The following is an 18,675-nucleotide window of genomic DNA, read 5'->3' on the forward strand; positions in this document are numbered from 1 at the left end:
ATTGCCGGTGGATCAGTGCGAAACCGCGCCGGAAGCGCCCAGGCCGGTCTGCGAGCGAACGAACTGCGGGAAGAACTTGGCACGTTCGTCATCCGCTGCCTTGGACTTGTCGGTGATCGAGAAGAACCAGATCCCGATGAAGGCGATGATCATCGAGAACAGCGCCGGGTATTCATACGGGTAGATGGCTTTCTCATGGCCGAGGATCTGCACCCAGATGGTCGGGCCAAGGATCATCAGCGTCACCGCGCTCACCAGGCCCAGCCAGCCGCCGATCATGGCGCCGCGGGTGGTCAGCTTCTTCCAGTACATCGAGAGCAGCAGTACCGGGAAGTTGCAGCTGGCGGCAATGGAAAACGCCAGGCCGACCATGAAGGCGATGTTCTGCTTCTCGAACAGGATGCCCAGGCCGATCGCCAGCACGCCAAGGGCGATGGTGGTGATCTTCGACACGCGGATCTCGTCCTTGTCGTTGGCCTTGCCCTTGCGCCAGACGCTGGCGTAAAGGTCGTGGGAAACCGCCGAGGCACCGGCCAGGGTCAGGCCGGCAACCACCGCCAGGATGGTGGCGAAGGCCACGGCCGAGATGAAGCCGAGGAACACGCTGCCGCCCACGGCATCGGCCAGGTGCACCGCCGCCATGTTGTTGCCGCCGATCAGGGCGCCAGCGGCGTCCTTGAAGTCCGGATTGGTGCTGACCAGCAGGATCGCGCCAAAGCCGATGATGAAGGTCAGGATGTAGAAGTAGCCGATGAAGCCGGTGGCGTACAGCACGCTCTTGCGGGCTTCCTTGGCGTCACTGACGGTGAAGAAGCGCATCAGGATGTGCGGCAGGCCAGCGGTACCGAACATCAGCGCCAGGCCCAGGGAGAACGCCGAGATCGGGTCTTTCACCAGGCCACCCGGGCTCATGATCGCCTCGCCCTTGGCGTGCACCTTGATCGCTTCGGAGAACAGCGTATTGAAGTCGAAGCCGACGTGTTTCATCACCATCAGCGCCATGAAGCTGGCACCGGACAGCAGCAACACGGCCTTGATGATCTGCACCCAGGTGGTGGCCAGCATGCCGCCGAACAGCACATACAGGCACATCAGGATACCCACCAGGATCACCGCGACGTGGTAATCCAGGCCAAACAGCAGCTCGATCAACTTGCCCGCGCCGACCATCTGCGCGATCAGGTAGAACGCCACCACCACCAGCGAACCGGAGGCCGACAGCGTGCGGATCTCCTTTTGCCCAAGGCGGTACGAGGCAACGTCGGCGAAGGTGTACTTGCCGAGGTTGCGCAGGCGTTCGGCAATCAGGAAGAGGATGATCGGCCAGCCGACCAGGAAGCCGATCGAGTAGATCAGGCCATCGTAGCCAGAGGTGAACACCAGGGCCGAAATACCCAGGAACGAGGCCGCCGACATGTAGTCGCCGGCAATCGCCAGGCCGTTCTGGAAGCCGGTGATCTTGCCACCGGCGGCGTAGTAGTCAGCCGCCGACTTGTTGCGCTTGGAGGCCCAGTAGGTGATACCGAGGGTGAAGGCGACGAAGGCCACGAACATGGCGATCGCAGGGACGTTCAGCGGTTGTTTCTGCACCTCGCCGGTCAGGGCATCGGCGGCCCACACGGCGGGTGCGAAGGCTCCGCAGGCCATGATGGCCAGGGCTTTGGCGTGGCGAATCATTGTTGCGCCTCCTTCAGGATGGCCTTGTTCAGCTCATCGAATTCACCGTTGGCGCGGCGCACGTAGATGGCGGTCAGGACGAATGCCGAAACGATCAGGCCGACGCCCAGGGGAATGCCCCAGGTAATCGACGAGCCAGGGCTGAGCTTGGTGCCCAGAATCTGTGGACCGTAGGCGATCAGGAGGATGAAGGCGCAGTAGAGGCCAAGCATGATCGCCGAGAGAATCCAGGCGAACCGTTCACGTTTGCTGACCAGCTCCTTGAAGCGCGGGCTGTTTTGTATCGAGAGGTAAATGCTGTCGTTCATTGTTTTTGTCCTAGCAGCACAGGTAGGGGATGGAACCCACACCCTTACTTTATGCAGCTGTTGGACGCCAACCAGACGACCTTAGTCTTAGATGCAACGGTGTTTTACCGATTGCGTAACAACGTGATGGCCCATCGCGGATAAATCCGCTCCTACCGGGCCCCTGAACTGGGCCCCTGCGGTTGGATTCTTGTCCAACCAATGGGGCGCAACTCACCCTGTAGAAGCGGATTTATCCGCGATCAATCAAAACCGGCCCAGAAGGGTTGTTTACTTGCCAGTCCAGTCCTTCACCCGGTCCGGGTGCTTGGCCACCCAGTCCTTGGCCGCTGCCTCAGGCTTGGCGCCTTCCTGAATCGCCAGCATCACCTCGCCGATCTCATCCTTGGACTGCCACTGGAATTTCTTCAGGAACTCCGCGACTTCCGGCGCCTTGGTCGCCAGTTCCTTGCTGCCGATGCTGTTCACGGTCTCTGCCGCGCCATATACGCCTTTCGGGTCTTCGAGGAATTTCAGCTTCCACTTGGCGAACATCCAATGCGGCACCCAGCCAGTCACTGCAATCGACTGCTGCTTGGCATACGCGCGGCCCAGTTCGGCGGTCATGGCCGCGCCGGAGCTGGCCTGCAACTTGTAGCCGGTCAGGTCGTAGTCCTTGATGGCCTGGTCGGTCTTGAGCATCACCCCCGAACCCGCATCGATACCGACGATCTTCTGCTTGAAGCTGGTATCGGTCTTGAGGTCGGCAATGCTCACGGCCTTGACGTACTCGGGGACGATCAGGCCGATCTTGGCATCCTTGAAGTTCGGGCCGTAGTCGACCACGTTGTCCTTGTTCTTGGTCCAGTACTCACCGTGCGTGACCGGCAGCCAGGCCGAGAGCATGGCGTCGAGCTTGCCGGTGGCCACACCCTGCCACATGATGCCGGTGGCCACGGCCTGCAGCTTCACGTCGTAACCGAGTTTCTGCTTGATCACTTCTGCGGCGACGTTGGTGGTCGCCACGCTGTCAGCCCAGCCATCCACGTAACCAATGCTGACTTCTTTGGCCATGGCCTGTGCAGCGCCCATGGTCAATACCAGGGCGGTGCCCACCCCCAGGAAACGGCGCATTCTTGTAAAAGTAGCCATCAAAGCATCCCCTCGTCAGGTCTTGGAGATTGCATCATCTTCCTGCAACAAAGCGCGACCTGCTCCCACTGCGACCTGTACCACACCATAGGCGACAGCACTGTGCCATTAGCGGCATCGAGCTACAGCGCCCTGCGCGATCCTTGCATGCCAAAGGTTTGGCGTCAGGCTACTATCTAACGTTTTGCGCCTGACGATGGACCGCCCGATGCCTGATGCCTCCCGCCTGCTGCCGTTGTACCTGCTCGCCTGCCTGCTCGCCCTGCTCGGGCTGGGAGCGCTCTGGTACGGGCTGGGCAAGCCGGTGCAGTTGCCCGACGCGGCCAGCCCCACGCATAAATTGCAGTGTGCGTCGTACACCCCGTTCGACAAGGACCAGTCGCCCTTCGACCAACCTTTCCGCCTGCGCCCGGCGCGCATGGATGCCGACCTGGCGTTGCTGGCCGAGCGATTCCAGTGCATCCGCACCTATTCGATGACCGGCCTTGAGGCAATCCCGGCGCTGGCGCGCAAGCATGGGCTGAAGGTCATGCTCGGCGCCTGGGTCAACGCCAACCCGGTCGACACCAACAAGGAAGTGGACGCGCTGATTGCCGCCGCCAATGCCAACCCGGACGTGGTCAGCGCAGTCATCGTCGGCAACGAGGCGCTGCTGCGCAAGGAAGTGACCGGCGAGCAGCTGGCCGCGCTGATCGCAAAGGTGAAAAGCCAGGTCAGGGTGCCGGTGACCTATGCCGATGTCTGGGAGTTCTGGTTGCAGCACCCTCAGGTGGCGCCGGCCGTGGACTTCCTGACCATCCACCTGCTGCCCTACTGGGAAGACGACCCACGCGGCATCGACGATGCCCTGGCCCATGTTGCCGACGTGCGCCAGGTGTTCGGCAACCGTTTCGCGCCCAAGGACATCTTCATCGGCGAAACCGGGTGGCCCAGCGAAGGTCGCCAACGCGAGACCGCGGTGCCCAGCCGGGCCAACGAGGCGCGTTTCATCCGTGGTTTCGTCAGCATGGCCGAGGCCAATGGCTGGCACTACAACCTGATCGAAGCCTTCGACCAGCCGTGGAAGCGCGCCAGTGAAGGCGCCGTGGGCGGCTATTGGGGGCTGTACGATGCCGACCGGCAGGACAAAGGCGTGCTCGAAGGGCCGGTCAGCAATTTGCATTACTGGCCGCAGTGGTTGCTGGCGAGCGCGCTGTTGATGGCGGCCACGCTGCTGATGGCCGGGCGCCCCGCCACACCGCTGGCAGCCCTGCTGTTGCCGGTGCTGGCCGCGTTCGCTGCGGGCTGCCTGGGCTTGTGGGGCGAGTTGATGCGCACCCATGCGCGGTTTGCCGGGGAATGGGTGTGGGCGGTGGTGCTTGCCGGGTTGAACCTGCTGGTGCTGATGCATGCGGCCCTTTCCCTCGCCCACCGCGACGGCTGGCGTCGGCGGCTGTTCGACGCTATGCAGGCTCGGGCGGGTTGGCTGTTGCTCGCGGCCGGTTTTGCAGCGGCGGTGAGCATGCTGGCGATGGTGTTCGACCCGCGCTACCGCAGCTTCCCCAGCGTGGCGCTGGCACTGCCGGCGCTGGTGTACCTGCTGAGGCCGGTGGCGGCGCGGCGAGCGGAGGTGGCGTTGCTGGCCTTCATCGTCGGCGCCGGGGTGTTGCCGCAGCTGTTTCGGGAAGGGTTGGAGAACCAGCAGGCCTGGGGCTGGGCGGTGGTCAGTGTGTTGATGACTGCAGCCTTGTGGCGGAGCTTGCGGATTACCAGCAAGCACTGAGTTTTTGTGGGAGCGGCCTTGCAGCACCTAGGCGGCAGGTTGCCGGACCAGGCGCAACCCGGCCAGCACCACCACGAACACCGCGATGCTGGCGGTATACAGCACCAGGGCAGGAATGCCGAAGAACAGCGCCAGCACCGCCAGCCACCACCCGGCACGCCCGGCAACCCACTGCGCCAGCAAGGCCAGCGCCAGCCCGGCCCAGGCCAACACCTGGAAATGAATGCCCAGCCCCAGCAGCGAACGCACCTGGCATTGCCAGTGGTCGCCCGGCGTCGAGCACAGCCCCACCCACTGGCCATCTTCCATCAGCCCATAGCGCACGCCATAACTGGCGGCGAGCCAGATGGCCAGAAACATCAGCAATAGAGCGCCCGGCAGCGATCGAGACATCCCGTTCTCCAATAGCGGTAATCGAAATCATCCATGATCGCCCAAGCCCTGTTGTAAGGCAAAATCACAACCCTGCAGCTATGTTGCAGATAACAAGCACACCAAAGGCCACCGCACTCGGCAACTTTGCCCAGGCAACCGTGGTCCTAGCCTGCGTACTGCACGACCTTGATCTTTCTGGGGGAATACATGCTTCGATCTTGGCGCCTCGCCGCCCTACTTGGCGGCCTGCTCATGGCTGCGGCCGCTTCGGCGCGGGATATCGACGCCGCCAGCTACGGCTACCCCTTGACCAACCCGTTCGAGGCGACCATCGCCACTACGCCGCCGGAGCAGCGCCCGACCCTGCCCAGCGACGATGACATCGACCAGTCCGACTACAGCCTGAACCTGCGCCCGGAGCGCGAGTTCTCCCTGCCCGACAACTTCTGGGCAGTGAAGAAGCTCAAGTATCGCCTGGCACGCCAGGACCACGAGGCGCCGCTGATCTTCCTCATCGCCGGTACCGGTGCGCCCTACTCCAGCAGCATCAACGAATACCTCAAGAAGTTGTTCTACCAGGCCGGCTACCACGTGGTGCAGCTGTCGTCGCCGACCAGCTACGACTTCATGAGCGCCGCCTCGCGCTTCGCCACCCCCGGGGTCAGCCAGGAGGACGCCGAGGACTTGTACCGGGTGATGCAGGCCGTGCGTGCCCAACACCCGCGCCTGCCGGTCAGCGAGTACTACCTGACCGGCTACAGCCTGGGCGCGCTGGACGCTGCCTTCGTCAGCCACCTCGACGAAACCCGCCGCAGTTTCAACTTCAAGCGCGTGCTGCTGCTCAACCCGCCGGTCAACCTGTACACCTCGATCAACAACCTGGACAAACTGGTGCAGACCCAGGTCAAGGGCATCGACCGCAGCACGACCTTCTACGAACTGATGCTGGCGAAGCTCACCCGCTACTTCCAGGACAAGGGCTACATCGACCTCAACGACGCTCTGCTGTACGACTTCCAGCAGTCGAAACAGCACCTGTCCAATGAACAGATGGCCATGCTCATCGGCACCTCGTTCCGCTTCTCGGCGGCCGACATCGCCTTTACTTCCGACCTGATCAACCGCCGCGGCCTGATCATTCCGCCGAAGTTCCCGATCACCGAGGGCAGCAGCCTGACGCCGTTCTTCAAACGGGCGCTGCAATGCGACTTCGACTGCTACATGACCGAACAGGTGATCCCGATGTGGCGCGCGCGTACCGATGGCAACAGCATCCTGCAGCTGGTCAACCAGGTCAGCCTGTATGCGCTGGAAGACTACCTGCGCAACAGCGACAAGATCGCCGTGATGCACAACGCCGACGACGTCATCCTCGGCCCCGGTGATATCGGCTTCCTGCGCAAGGTGTTCGGCGATCGCCTGACCCTTTACCCCCATGGCGGCCATTGCGGCAACCTCAATTACCGCGTCAACAGCGACGCCATGCTGGAGTTCTTCCGTGGCTAACCAATTCCTCCTCGCCACCGCGCTGCTCGTCGCCGCCGGCAATGCCCTGGCAGCCGAAACCGCACCACGGGCCAGCGTGGTCGAAGCCGACCCGCAAGTCACCCAGGCGCCGCTGACACCAGAGGCCGACGGTTTCATCGACCCGCTGCGCGAATTGAAATTCAACCCAGGGCTGGACCAGCGCGAATTCGAACGCTCGACCCTGGAAGCGCTGAACGTGTACGACCCGCTGGAGTCGGTGAACCGGCGCATCTACCACTTCAACTACCGCCTTGACCAATGGGTGCTGCTGCCGCTGGTCAGCGGTTACCAGTACGTCACGCCCAGCTTCGTGCGCACTGGGGTGAGCAACTTCTTCAACAACCTGGGTGACATACCGAACCTGTTCAACAGCGTGCTGCAGCTCAAGGCCAAACGCTCGGCGGAGATCACCGCGCGGCTGATGTTCAACACCATCATCGGCGTGGGCGGCTTGTGGGACCCGGCCACCAGCATGGGCCTGCCGCGCCAGAGCGAGGACTTTGGCCAGACCCTGGGGTTCTATGGCGTGCCGGAGGGGCCGTACCTGATGCTGCCGGTGCTCGGCCCGTCAAACCTGCGCGACACGACCGGACTGGTGGTGGACTATGCCGGCGAGCAGGCGGTCAATTACCTGAACGTGGCCGAAGCCAGCGAGCATCACCCGGAGATCTTTGCCTTGCGCGTGGTGGACAAGCGCTACACCACCAAATTCCGTTATGGGCAGCTCAACTCGCCGTTCGAGTATGAGAAGGTGCGTTATGTGTACACCCAGGCGCGCAAGCTGCAGATAGCCGAGTAAGCAGGCCCGGCCTGTTCGCGGCTGAAGCCGCTCCTGCAGGTACCAATGCTGGTCTCAGGCCTGAGGTAATCCCTGTAGGAGCTTTAGCCGCGAGAGGCCAGTACCGGCGACATCAAATCCCCAGGAACTGGCACAGTTCGCGCTTCTTGGCCAGGGCATCGCGCCGCCCCAGTTCGATCAGTTCACTGCAATAACTGGCCTCGAACAGCAGATAGCTCAACACCCCTGCTCCGCTGGTCCGGGTCGCCCCCGGGCCGCGCAGGAACAGGCGCAACGCCGCCGGCAGCTCGCGTCGGTGCCGCGCCGCAATCTCGTCCAGCGGTTGGCTGGGCGCTACCACCAGCACCTCGATCGGCGCCAGCCCCAGGCGCCGTGCATCCAGGTGCGCCGGCAGCAACCGGCTGAGGTGGTTGAGCCGCTGCAACAGCTCGATATCGTCCTCCAGGCTGTCGATGAACGTGCTGTTGAGCATGTGCGCGCCAATCTGCGCCAGGCTCGGCTGCTGGCCGCTGAACACGCGCTGGGTCGGCAACGGCGCCGCCGGGCGCTGCGGGTTGCCGCTGACCCCGACCACCAGCACCCGGCTGGCGCCCAGGTGCAGGGCCGGGCTGATCGGTGCCGACTGGCGCACCGCGCCGTCACCGTAGTACTCGTCGCCCAGGCGCACCGGGGCGAACAGCAGCGGGATGGCCGCGCTGGCCAGCAAGTGATCGATGGTCAATGGCGTAGGTACGCCGATGCGGCGGTGGCGCAGCCAGGCGTCGATGGTGCCGCGCCCCTGGTAGAAGGTCACCGCCTGGCCGCTTTCGTAACCAAAGGCGGTCACGGCGACCGCCCGCAACTGCTCGGCGGCGATGGAATGGCCGATGCCATCCAGGTCCAGGTGCGATTGCAACAGGCCTCGCAGGGGGCTGCTGTCGAGCAGGGCGACCGGCACCTGCCCGCCCAGGCCCAACAGGCTGTGGCCGACAAAACGGCTGGCCTGGCGCACCACACCAGGCCAGTCGCTGCGGATCACCAGGTGGCTGCGGAAGTTCTGCCAGAAGGCGGTGAGGCGCTGTACGGTGTCGTTGAAACGGCTGGCACCACTGGCCAGGGTGACGGCGTTGATGGCGCCGGCCGAGGTGCCGACGATGACCGGGAACGGATTGTGCGCACCGGGCGGCAGCAGTTCGGCGATACCGGCGAGGACGCCGACCTGATAGGCGGCGCGGGCGCCACCGCCAGAGAGGATCAGACCGGTTACCGGGGATGGCGCCATGGATTCCTTCCTGGATCAGCTGTTTTCAGGCCCGGCCCTTTCACGAGTAAACTCGCGAAAGGGCCGGCACAGGCAACAAAAGGCCTAGCGTTTTTTCTTGTCGTAAAGCCGCGGTGCACCCTCGGGCCGCGACTTGAAGCGCCGATGCGCCCACAGGTACTGCTCTGGGCATTCGCGCAGCACACCCTCGACCCACTGGTTGATACGCAGGCAATCGGCTTCTTCGCTCTCGCCGGGGAAGTCTGCCAACGGCGGGTGGATCACCAGACGGTAGCCGCTGCCATCTTCCAGGCGCTTCTGGGTGAACGGAATCACCTGGGCCTTGCCCAGGCGGGCAAACTTGGTGGTCGCGGTGACCGTGGCTGCCGGGATACCGAACAACGGCACGAAAATGCTCTGCTTGGTGCCGTAGTCCTGGTCCGGTGCGTACCAGATCGCCCGGCCCGAGCGCAGCAGCTTGAGCATGCCCCGCACGTCATCACGTTCAACGGCCAGCGAATCGAGGTTGTGTCGCTCACGGCCACTGCGCTGGATGAAGTCGAACAGCGGGTTGCCGTGCTCGCGGTACATGCCGTCGATGGTGTGGGCCTGGCCGAGCAGCGCGGCGCCGATTTCCAGGGTGGTGAAGTGTACCGCCATCAGAATCGCGCCCTGCCCGGCCTGCTGCGCCGCCTGCAGGTGCTCGAGGCCTTCGATGTGGGCCAGGCGTGCCAGGCGTGCCTTGGGCCACCACCAGCTCATGGCCATTTCGAAGAAGGCGATACCGGTCGAGGCGAAGTTGGCCTTGAGCAGGCGCCGCCGTTCGTCGCCGGACAGCTCCGGGAAGCACAGCTCGAGGTTGCGTGCGGCAATGCGCCGGCGCTCGCCGGCCACGCGATACATCAGCGCGCCCAGGGCAGCGCCGAGCCATAGCAGGGCACGGTAGGGCAACTGCACCACCAGCCACAGCAGGCCCAGGCCCAGCCACAGGCCCCAGAATCGCGGGTGGAGGAAATAGGGTCGAAAACGCGGGCGTTCCATTGAAGCTTCCGGCAAGACAAAGGCCGAGCATTCTACATCGGATCGGCACCGGTTGCGGCCAACCGGTCTTATCGTTATAAGTCAGGGCACTTTTTTCGCAACAAGCCGTCTATGCAGACCATGAGCCCAAACCCCACACCCGACACCGCCTCCGTGTTCCAGCTCAAGGGCAGCATGCTCGCCATCACTGTGCTGGAACTGGGGCGCAACGACCTGGAAGCCCTCGACCGCCAGCTGGCGGCGAAAGTGGCCCAGGCACCGAATTTCTTCAGCAACACGCCGCTGGTGCTGGCGCTGGACAAGCTGCCCGCCAACGAAGGGGCAATCGACCTGCCCGGGCTGATGCGTATCTGCCGCCATCATGGCCTGCGTACCCTGGCGATCCGCGCCAACCGTATCGAGGACATCGCGGCGGCGATCGCCATCGACCTGCCGGTACTGCCACCGTCCGGCGCCCGTGAGCGGCCGCTGGAGCCCGAACCCGAGGTCAAGAAGGCCGAGCCTGCGCCTGCTCCGGCACCAGAGCCTGCGCTTGTGCCAGAGGTGCGCCCGACCCGCATCATCACCGCCCCCGTGCGCGGCGGCCAGCAGATCTATGCCCAGGGTGGCGACCTGGTGGTCACCGCCTCGGTCAGCCCGGGTGCGGAACTTCTCGCCGATGGCAACATCCATGTGTACGGCGCCATGCGCGGCCGCGCCCTGGCAGGGATCAAAGGCAATACCAAGGCACGTATCTTCTGCCAGCAGATGACCGCTGAAATGGTCTCGATCGCCGGCCAGTACAAAGTGTGCGAAGACCTGCGCCGCGACCCGCTGTGGGGCGCTGGCGTGCAAGTCAGCCTGTCCGGTGACGTGTTGAACATCACCCGTCTTTAACGGATACTTGCCGTCATTTTTAGAGCAACTTTTTCATCTGTTGCCGTTTATTTGCATATTGCTGGGACACCTGTCCCGACTTATTTAGGGGTGAAACACCTTGGCCAAGATTCTCGTCGTTACTTCCGGCAAGGGGGGTGTGGGCAAGACCACCACCAGCGCCGCCATCGGCACCGGCCTCGCACTGCGCGGCCACAAGACTGTCATCGTCGACTTCGACGTGGGCCTGCGTAACCTCGACCTGATCATGGGCTGCGAGCGCCGCGTGGTGTACGACTTCGTCAACGTGGTCAACGGCGAAGCCAACCTGCAGCAGGCCCTGATCAAGGACAAGCGCCTGGAGAACCTGTTCGTGCTGGCCGCCAGCCAGACCCGCGACAAGGACGCGCTGACCCAGGAAGGCGTGGAAAAGGTGCTGATGGAGCTGAAAGAACAGTTCGATTACGTCATCTGCGATTCTCCGGCCGGTATCGAGAAAGGCGCGCACCTGGCGATGTACTTCGCCGACGAAGCCATTGTCGTGACCAACCCTGAAGTGTCCTCGGTGCGTGACTCGGACCGCATGCTGGGCATCCTGTCGAGCAAGTCGCGCCGCTCCGAGAACGGCGAAGAGCCGATCAAGGAACACCTGCTGATCACCCGTTACCACCCCGAGCGCGTGGAAAAGGGCGAAATGCTCAGCATCGCCGACGTCGAAGAGATCCTGGCGATCAAGCTCAAGGGTGTGATCCCCGAGTCGCAGGCCGTGCTCAAGGCCTCCAACCAGGGTATCCCGGTCATCCTCGACGACCAGAGCGATGCCGGCCAGGCGTACAGCGACACCGTCGACCGCCTCCTGGGCAAAGAGAAACCCCTGCGTTTCGTCGAAGTGCCGAAGCAAGGATTCTTCGCGCGCCTGTTTGGAGGCAAATAAACCATGAACCTTTTTGACTTCTTTCGTGGCAGACAGAAACAGACCAGCGCGTCGGTAGCGAAAGAGCGTCTACAGATCATCGTGGCGCATGAGCGCGGCCAGCGCAGCGAACCGGACTACCTGCCGGCGCTGCAGAAAGAACTGCTGGAAGTGATCCGCAAATATGTGAACATCGGCAACGATGATGTGCACATCGAGCTGGAAAACCAGGGCAGCTGCTCGATTCTGGAGCTGAACATCACCTTGCCTGATCGCTGATCCATACGCGTCCGGCACAGGCAAAAACCACTGGGGCTGCATTGCAGCCCCAGTGGTTTTTGTCATTTTCACAGAGAACCCGCAATGCCGCTGTCGAACATCCAGATCCTCCATGAAGACGCCGCCATCCTGGTGATCAACAAACCGACCCTGCTGCTGTCGGTCCCCGGCCGGGCCGAGGATAACAAGGACTGCCTGATCACCCGCCTGCAGGAAAACGGCTACCCGGACGCGCTGATCGTGCACCGCCTGGACTGGGAAACCTCTGGCATCATCCTGCTGGCCCGCGATGCCGACAGCCACCGCGAGTTGTCGCGCCAGTTCCATGACCGCGAAACCGAAAAGGCCTACACCGCGTTGTGCTGGGGCCAGCCGGCGCTGGACAGCGGCAGCATCGACCTGCCCCTGCGCTACGACCCGCCAACCAAGCCACGGCATGTGGTGGACCATGAACAGGGCAAACATGCACTGACGTTCTGGCGCATCGTCGAGCGGTGCGGGGACCACTGCCGGGTCGAGCTGACGCCGATCACCGGGCGCTCGCACCAGCTGCGCGTGCACATGCTGTCGATCGGCCATCCGCTGCTGGGCGACCGCCTGTATGCCAACCCCGAGGCGCTGGCGGCCCATGAACGGCTGTGCCTGCATGCCTCGATGTTGAGCTTCACCCATCCGGTCAGCGGGGAGCGATTGAAGTTCGAGTGCCCCGCCCCCTTCTGAAGGTAACTGCGCTAAACTCGCGCCACTGCTGTCTGGAGTGAGTTATGCGCGAAGCACTGAATACCGGCCTGATCGAATTCCTTAAGGCCTCCCCGACGCCCTTCCATGCCACCGCCAGCCTGGCCCAGCGCCTGGAGGCGGCCGGCTACCAGCGCCTGGACGAGCGTGACAGCTGGGCTACGGTGCCCGGTGGCCGCTACTACGTAACCCGCAATGACTCCTCGATCATCGCGATCAAGCTGGGCAAGCAGTCGCCGCTGCACAACGGCATCCGCATGGTCGGCGCGCACACCGACAGCCCTTGCCTGCGGGTCAAGCCGCAGCCTGAGTTGCAGCGCCAGGGCTTCCTGCAGCTGGGCGTGGAAGTGTACGGCGGCGCGCTGCTGGCGCCGTGGTTCGACCGCGACCTGTCGCTGGCCGGGCGCGTCACCTTCCGCCGTGACGGCAAGGTGGAAAGCCAGCTGATCGACTTCAAGCTGCCGATCGCGATCATCCCCAACCTGGCGATCCACCTGAACCGCACCGCCAACGAAGGCTGGCAGATCAATCCGCAGAATGAACTGCCGCCGATTCTCGCCCAGGTGGCCGGTGACGAGCGCATCGATTTCCGGGCCGTGCTCACCGAACAGCTGGCCCGCGAGCACGACCTCAACGCCGACGTGGTACTGGATTACGAACTGAGCTTCTACGACACTCAGGACGCCGCGCTGATCGGCCTCAATGGTGACTTCATCGCTGGCGCCCGCCTGGACAACCTGCTGTCGTGCTATGCCGGCCTGCAGGCGCTGCTCGGCGCCGACAGCGATGAAACCTGCGTGCTGGTGTGCAACGACCATGAAGAAGTCGGTAGCTGCTCGGCCTGTGGTGCCGATGGCCCGATGCTCGAACAGACCCTGCAGCGCCTGCTGCCGGACGGCGATGCCTATGTGCGCACCATCCAGCGCTCGCTGATGGTCTCGGCCGACAACGCCCACGGCGTGCACCCCAACTATGCCGACAAGCACGACGGCAACCACGGGCCCAAGCTCAACGCCGGGCCGGTGATCAAGGTCAACAACAACCAGCGCTACGCCACCAACAGCGAAACCGCCGGGTTCTTCCGGCACCTGTGCATGGCCGAGGAAGTGCCGGTGCAGAGCTTCGTGGTGCGCAGCGACATGGGCTGTGGTTCGACCATCGGGCCGATCGCCGCCAGCCATCTTGGGGTGCGCACGGTGGATATCGGTTTGCCGACCTTTGCCATGCACTCGATCCGCGAGCTGTGTGGCAGCCATGACCTGGCGCACCTGGTGAAGGTGCTGTCGGCGTTCTACCGCAGCCGCGAACTGCCTTGAGCCTGATGTAGGCAGGCCTGGCCTCATCGCGGGTAAACCCGCTCCTACAGGGCCTCGACAAGGTTCAAATCCTGTGCGCCCCCTGTAGGAGGGGGGCCCGCGAAAAGGCCAGGCCTGAAAACAACTGTCCAGAATCAATCCCCGGTCTGCCCAACCCGCTATGCTTGTTGTATGGCCCCCAAAGCAGAAGGACCGCTGCCCATGTCCCCCTTCCTCTCCCTGTTCGTGCCGGTGTTCCTGTTCCTGATGCTGCTGACCATCGGTTTCAGCATGCGCGAGCGCAATATCGGCGTGCTGATGATGTGGATCGGCACCCTGGGCATCTTTGGCCTCACTTGCTGGACGATCCTGGAGAAACTGCCGACATAAACCTCTACACTCGGTCAATCGTTTGACCTGAGGTAGATTTTCCGGTGCCAGCCTTCCTGCGTTGCCTAGCCCTGCTGCTGTTCATCTTCATGTCCCCGGTCCAGGCGGCGGGCTTGCCCAGCCTGCTGGGGTCCAGCGCCCCCGCCCAGCCCGAAGCCACCGAGCCACTGGGCAAATCGCTGGACGAGGTGATCAAGAATCTCGAAAACGACCAGCAACGCGCCAAGCTGCTGGCCGACCTGAAGAAACTGCGCGACGCCACCAAGCAATCGCAACCCACCGTCGAACAGGGGGTCCTGGGCCTGATCGGCGGCGCGCTGAACGACTTCGAAAAGCAGTTCAGCGGTGACTCCAGCCCGTTCTACCGCTGGTCGCAGGAAATCGAACAGGCCCAGGCCGAACTGGCCGAACTGATCGTGCCGGTGCATCAATGGCCGGCCATCCTGTTCGGCTTTGCCGCGGTCATTGCAGTGTGGAGCCTGCTGGCCTATGCCTTCAACTGGGTCGGCCACCGCGTGCGGGTGCGTTTCGGCCTGACCGAAGAGCTGCCGCAACACCCCCGTACCTGGGACCTGGTGCGCTTCGCCCTGCGCAAGCTGGGCCCGTGGCTGGTGGCCCTGATCTTCACCGTGTACCTGAGCTTTGCCCTGCCGCCGTCACTGGGCAAATCGCTGGCGATGGTACTGGCCTATGCGCTGGTGGTCGGTACCTGCTTCTCGGCCATCTGCGTGATTGCCTTCTCGCTGCTCGATGGCCCCCATCGCCACCGCGCCCTGCACATCCTGCGCCACCAGGCCTTCCGCCCGCTGTGGCTGATCGGCAGCTTCGCCGCCTTTGGCGAGGCCATGAGCGACCCGCGCATGCTGGTCGCACTCGGTACCCACCTGGCCCACGCCCTGGCGACCCTGGCCAATGTCATCGCGGCGCTGTCGTCCGGCCTGTTCATCCTGCGCTTCCGCCGGCCGATCGCCCACCTGATCCGCAACCAACCCCTGGCCCGGCGCCTGACCCGACGCACCCTGAGCGACACCATCGAGATCCTCGGCAGCTTCTGGTTCGTGCCGGCACTGATCCTGGTGGCCATTTCGCTGTTCGCCACCTTCATTTCCGCCGGTGACACCAGCACTGCCCTGCGCCAGTCATTGATGTGCACCGTGCTGGTGGTGGTCTGTATGGTGCTCAACGGCCTGGTCCGCCGCCACGCCGCCAACCCGAAACGCGCCAACAAGCGCCAGGCGGTGTACGCCGAGCGCCTGCGCAATTTTGCCTACCTGCTGGTGCACCTGTTCATCTGGCTGGTGTTCATCGAACTGGGGCTGCGCGTATGGGGCCTGTCGATGATCGGCTTCGCCGAGGGCGAAGGCCATGAAGTGAGCGTGCGCCTGCTGGGCCTGGCCGGTACGCTGATCGTCGCCTGGCTGGTATGGATCCTCGCCGACACCGCCGTACACCATGCCCTGGTCCGTTCGCGCCGGGGCCTGGCCAACGCCCGTGCGCAGACCATGATGCCGCTGATCCGCAACGTGATGTTCGTGGTGATCTTCATCATTGCGGTGATCGTCGCCCTGGCCAACATGGGCATGAACGTCACGCCGCTGCTGGCCGGTGCCGGCGTGATCGGCCTGGCCATCGGTTTCGGCGCGCAGTCGCTGGTGGCCGACCTGATCACCGGCCTGTTCATCATCATCGAAGACTCGCTGGCGATCGACGATTATGTCGATGTCGGCGGCCACCTGGGCACGGTCGAGGGCCTGACCATCCGTACCGTACGCCTGCGCGACATCGACGGCATCGTGCACACCATCCCGTTCAGCGAGATCAAGAGCATCAAGAACTACTCCCGTGAGTTCGGCTACGCGATCTTCCGTGTCGCCATCCCGCACAGCATGAACATCGACCAGGCCATCACGCTGATCCGCGAAGTGGGGCAGAAACTGCGCAACGACCCGCTGATGCGCCGCAATATCTGGTCGCCGCTGGAGCTGCAGGGGGTGGAAAGTTTCGAGTCAGGCTCGGCAATCCTGCGGGCACGCTTCAAGACCGCGCCGATCAAGCAGTGGGAGGTGTCGCGGGCGTTCAACCTGGCGCTCAAGCGCCAGCTCGATGAGGCCGGGCTGGACCTGGCCACGCCGCGTCTGTCGGTGCAGGTGGTGACGGCCGGTGGTGGCGGCGTGACCGGGTCAGGCGCCTCCAGCTGAGGCCCTACCCCGCCTGGGCGCGGATGCGAATGGCATCGTGCCGCCAATATTCAAGGTCACAGTCGATCAGGTGCCCATGCTGGTCGCTGTTGACCCGGGTGATATGCAACCCGGGGCTTCCCGTAGAGACCTTGAGGGCAGCAGCCGCTTCCACCGGCAAGGCGGTCGGCAGTATCTCGAAGCACACCTGCCCATAGCGGATGTCGTAGACCCGCCCGTAGATCTCGGTCAGCGACTGCGCCAGGTCCTGCTCGAGGATCCCGGGAAAATACCTCGGGTTCAGGTAATGCTCGGCATACAGCACCGCCCGCCCATCGATGCGCCGCAACCGGCATATTCGCACCACGCTGGACAGCGCCGACAGTTGCAGGCGCGCGCAGATCGCCGCCGAAGCCGGCTGCAGACGCGCCGAGAGCAACTCGGTGCTGGCCTCCCGCCCCTGGTCCCGCACCATCGCATGAAAGTGGCTACGCTCGATCAGGTCGTAGGTCAGGCGTTGCGGCGCGACGAACCAGCCGCGCCGTTCTTCGCGGTAGATCAGGCCCTGGGCTTCCAGCTGCACCAGCGCCTCGCGCAGGGTGATGCGCGTGGTGGCGAACACCTCGCTGAGCTTGCGTTCGGCCGGCAGCTTGCCGCCCGGTGCCAGCAGGCCGTGCTCGATCTGCTCCTGCAGGGCATGGCAGATGGCTGTTACCGCGCGCGGGGGCGTCGACTGCATCAAAAGGTTACCTATCTGGACTAGTCCAGCCCCAAAACGAGGCCTCTGGAGAATAGTGCAAGCCTAGGCAGGGCTGATGAACATCCTGTGACAAAGGCCTCGGCCGGGTACTGCCAGAAACGCGCCAAGCCAGCATATCCGGGGCCATCGGGTGGTCTACGCTGTAGCGTCAAGGCCTGGTGCAGGCTTTGCCCTACATCAAACTGTCATGCAAGCGGCCTACCTTGGCTCAAGCTTTGCTGACCTAGACCAACGGTCAGCAAAAACCGCTTCACTCATAACAACGATCGCTAAAGGCACCCACCCAAGGAGCTTCGGATGAAAAAGTTGTTCATGGCGTCACTGCTCGGTTCGGCCATTACCCTGTGCACCTCGGCGATGGCCGCAGGCCCCGACCTCAAGGCCCTGGAAGACGCCGCCCGCAAGGAAGGCAACGTCAACAGCGTGGGCATGCCGGATGCCTGGGCCAACTGGAAGGGCACCTGGGAAGACCTGGCCAGCAAGTACGGCCTCAAGCACAGCGACACCGACATGAGTTCGGCCCAGGAAATCGCCAAGTTCGAAGCCGAGAAGGACAACGCCAGCGCCGACATCGGCGACGTCGGTGCCGCCTTCGGCCCGATCGCCGCCAGCAAGGGCGTGACCCAACCCTACAAGCCAAGCACCTGGGACCAGGTGCCGGAGTGGGCCAAGGACAAGGACGGCCATTGGGCGCTGGCCTATACCGGCACCATCGCCTTCATCATCAACAAGGACCTGGTCAAGGAAGGCGATCGCCCGACCACTTGGCACGACCTGGAAAAAGGCAAGTACAAGGTCGCCATCGGTGACGTCAGCACCGCCGCCCAGGCCGCCAACGGCGTGCTGGCCGCGGCCATCGCCTACAAGGGCGATGAAAGCAACCTGGCCCCGGGCCTGCAGTTGTTTACCAAGCTGGCCCAGCAGAAGCGCCTGTCGCTGGCCAACCCGACCATCCAGACCATCGAGAAGGGCGAGGTCGAGGTTGGCGTGGTCTGGGACTTCAACGGCCTGAGCTACCGCGAGCAGATCGACCCCAAGCGTTTCGAAGTGCTGATCCCAGCGGACGGTACGGTGATCTCCGGCTACACCACCATCATCAACAAGTACGCCAAGCACCCGAACGCGGCCAAGCTGGCGCGTGAGTACATCTTCAGCGACGCCGGGCAGATCAACCTGGCCAAGGGCCATGCACGGCCGATCCGTGCCGAGCACCTGAAACTGCCGGAGGATGTGCAGGCCAAGCTGCTGCCCAACGAGCAATACAAGGCCGCGCAGCCGATCAAGAATGCCGAGGTGTGGGAAGCGACTTCGAAGAAGCTGCCGCAGATGTGGCAGGAGCAAGTGATCATCGAGATGGAATGAAGGGCTAGCTTTTGTAGTGCCTGATCAGGCCCTTTCGCGGCGGTTC

General features: G+C 63.6%; 18 protein-coding genes. 11 read left to right on the forward strand and 7 right to left on the reverse strand.

The annotated features are described in order from the left end of the window. Positions 1-12: 12 nt before the first annotated feature. From L6D64_RS14410 to L6D64_RS14420, 3 genes are all read right to left on the reverse strand, one after another. Entirely contained in the window at positions 13-1,677 is a 1,665-nt protein-coding gene (locus L6D64_RS14410; protein WP_054886408.1) for a cation acetate symporter, read from the reverse strand. Next, positions 1,674-1,985 carry a DUF485 domain-containing protein gene (locus L6D64_RS14415; protein ID WP_054886409.1) on the reverse strand — a complete coding sequence of 104 codons (312 nt, stop codon included), beginning with the start codon at positions 1,983-1,985 and terminating at the stop codon, positions 1,674-1,676. The genes L6D64_RS14410 and L6D64_RS14415 overlap by 4 nt, the downstream gene beginning before the upstream one ends. 270 nt (positions 1,986-2,255) lie before the next feature. After that, entirely contained in the window at positions 2,256-3,116 is an 861-nt protein-coding gene (locus L6D64_RS14420) for a glycine betaine ABC transporter substrate-binding protein (protein WP_176507169.1), read from the reverse strand. 196 nt (positions 3,117-3,312) lie between these two features. Here L6D64_RS14420 and L6D64_RS14425 point away from each other — a divergent pair, with 196 nt between their 5' ends. Beyond that, positions 3,313-4,878, forward strand: coding sequence for a glycoside hydrolase family 17 protein (locus L6D64_RS14425; protein WP_176507170.1), 1,566 nt, complete (start codon positions 3,313-3,315; stop codon positions 4,876-4,878). Positions 4,879-4,905: 27 nt separating this feature from the next. Here the strand turns inward: L6D64_RS14425 and L6D64_RS14430 are convergent, their stop codons facing one another. Then, positions 4,906-5,271, reverse strand: coding sequence for a hypothetical protein (locus L6D64_RS14430; protein WP_176507171.1), 366 nt, complete (start codon positions 5,269-5,271; stop codon positions 4,906-4,908). 189 nt (positions 5,272-5,460) lie between these two features. Between L6D64_RS14430 and L6D64_RS14435 the strand changes: the two genes are divergently transcribed. Together L6D64_RS14435 and L6D64_RS14440 are read left to right on the forward strand one after the other, a co-directional pair. Then, entirely contained in the window at positions 5,461-6,759 is a 1,299-nt protein-coding gene (locus tag L6D64_RS14435; protein WP_176507172.1) for an alpha/beta fold hydrolase family protein, read from the forward strand. 76 nt (positions 6,760-6,835) lie between these two features. Further along, a complete protein-coding gene (locus L6D64_RS14440) occupies positions 6,836-7,579 on the forward strand; it encodes an MlaA family lipoprotein (protein WP_371870300.1) in 744 nt (247 codons plus the stop codon). 112 nt (positions 7,580-7,691) lie between these two features. On the opposite strand, the gene L6D64_RS14445 is transcribed toward L6D64_RS14440, so the two are convergent. Both L6D64_RS14445 and L6D64_RS14450 read right to left on the reverse strand, forming a co-directional pair. Beyond that, the gene (locus L6D64_RS14445; protein WP_176507174.1) at positions 7,692-8,840 is read right to left on the reverse strand and encodes a patatin-like phospholipase family protein; all 1,149 of its coding nucleotides are present in this window, start codon (positions 8,838-8,840) and stop codon (positions 7,692-7,694) included. Between the two features lie 84 nt (positions 8,841-8,924). Beyond that, entirely contained in the window at positions 8,925-9,860 is a 936-nt protein-coding gene (locus tag L6D64_RS14450; protein WP_176507175.1) for a lipid A biosynthesis lauroyl acyltransferase, read from the reverse strand. A 111-nt stretch (positions 9,861-9,971) separates the two neighbouring features. Here L6D64_RS14450 and minC point away from each other — a divergent pair, with 111 nt between their 5' ends. From minC to L6D64_RS14485, 7 genes are all read left to right on the forward strand, one after another. Then, on the forward strand, positions 9,972-10,736 hold the full coding sequence (gene minC / locus L6D64_RS14455) for a septum site-determining protein MinC (RefSeq protein WP_176507176.1): 765 nt from the start codon (positions 9,972-9,974) through the stop codon (positions 10,734-10,736). Positions 10,737-10,836: 100 nt separating this feature from the next. Further along, on the forward strand, positions 10,837-11,649 hold the full coding sequence (gene minD, locus L6D64_RS14460) for a septum site-determining protein MinD (RefSeq protein ID WP_054886417.1): 813 nt from the start codon (positions 10,837-10,839) through the stop codon (positions 11,647-11,649). Positions 11,650-11,652: 3 nt separating this feature from the next. Further along, complete coding sequence (minE, locus tag L6D64_RS14465) at positions 11,653-11,907, forward strand: cell division topological specificity factor MinE (protein ID WP_003252572.1); 255 nt, start codon at positions 11,653-11,655, stop codon at positions 11,905-11,907. Between the two features lie 84 nt (positions 11,908-11,991). Beyond that, the gene (locus tag L6D64_RS14470; RefSeq protein ID WP_019472567.1) at positions 11,992-12,627 is read left to right on the forward strand and encodes an RluA family pseudouridine synthase; all 636 of its coding nucleotides are present in this window, start codon (positions 11,992-11,994) and stop codon (positions 12,625-12,627) included. A 44-nt stretch (positions 12,628-12,671) separates the two neighbouring features. Further along, positions 12,672-13,961 (forward strand): M18 family aminopeptidase, encoded by a 1,290-nt coding sequence (locus L6D64_RS14475; protein WP_176507177.1) that lies wholly within the window; start codon positions 12,672-12,674, stop codon positions 13,959-13,961. Between the two features lie 201 nt (positions 13,962-14,162). Continuing rightward, entirely contained in the window at positions 14,163-14,330 is a 168-nt protein-coding gene (locus tag L6D64_RS14480; RefSeq protein WP_165837385.1) for a hypothetical protein, read from the forward strand. A 44-nt stretch (positions 14,331-14,374) separates the two neighbouring features. Then, on the forward strand, positions 14,375-16,528 hold the full coding sequence (locus tag L6D64_RS14485; RefSeq protein WP_176507178.1) for a mechanosensitive ion channel family protein: 2,154 nt from the start codon (positions 14,375-14,377) through the stop codon (positions 16,526-16,528). A gap of 4 nt (positions 16,529-16,532) precedes the next feature. Here L6D64_RS14485 and L6D64_RS14490 read toward each other — a convergent pair whose 3' ends face one another. Further along, positions 16,533-17,246, reverse strand: a complete 714-nt coding sequence (locus tag L6D64_RS14490) for a UTRA domain-containing protein (protein WP_176507179.1) — start codon at positions 17,244-17,246, stop codon at positions 16,533-16,535. A gap of 318 nt (positions 17,247-17,564) precedes the next feature. Here L6D64_RS14490 and L6D64_RS14495 point away from each other — a divergent pair, with 318 nt between their 5' ends. Further along, positions 17,565-18,629 (forward strand): ABC transporter substrate-binding protein, encoded by a 1,065-nt coding sequence (locus L6D64_RS14495; RefSeq protein WP_176507180.1) that lies wholly within the window; start codon positions 17,565-17,567, stop codon positions 18,627-18,629. Positions 18,630-18,675: the final 46 nt, after the last annotated feature.

It is taken from the genome of Pseudomonas urethralis, from assembly GCF_021602465.1.
Classification (GTDB): domain Bacteria; phylum Pseudomonadota; class Gammaproteobacteria; order Pseudomonadales; family Pseudomonadaceae; genus Aquipseudomonas; species Aquipseudomonas vlassakiae.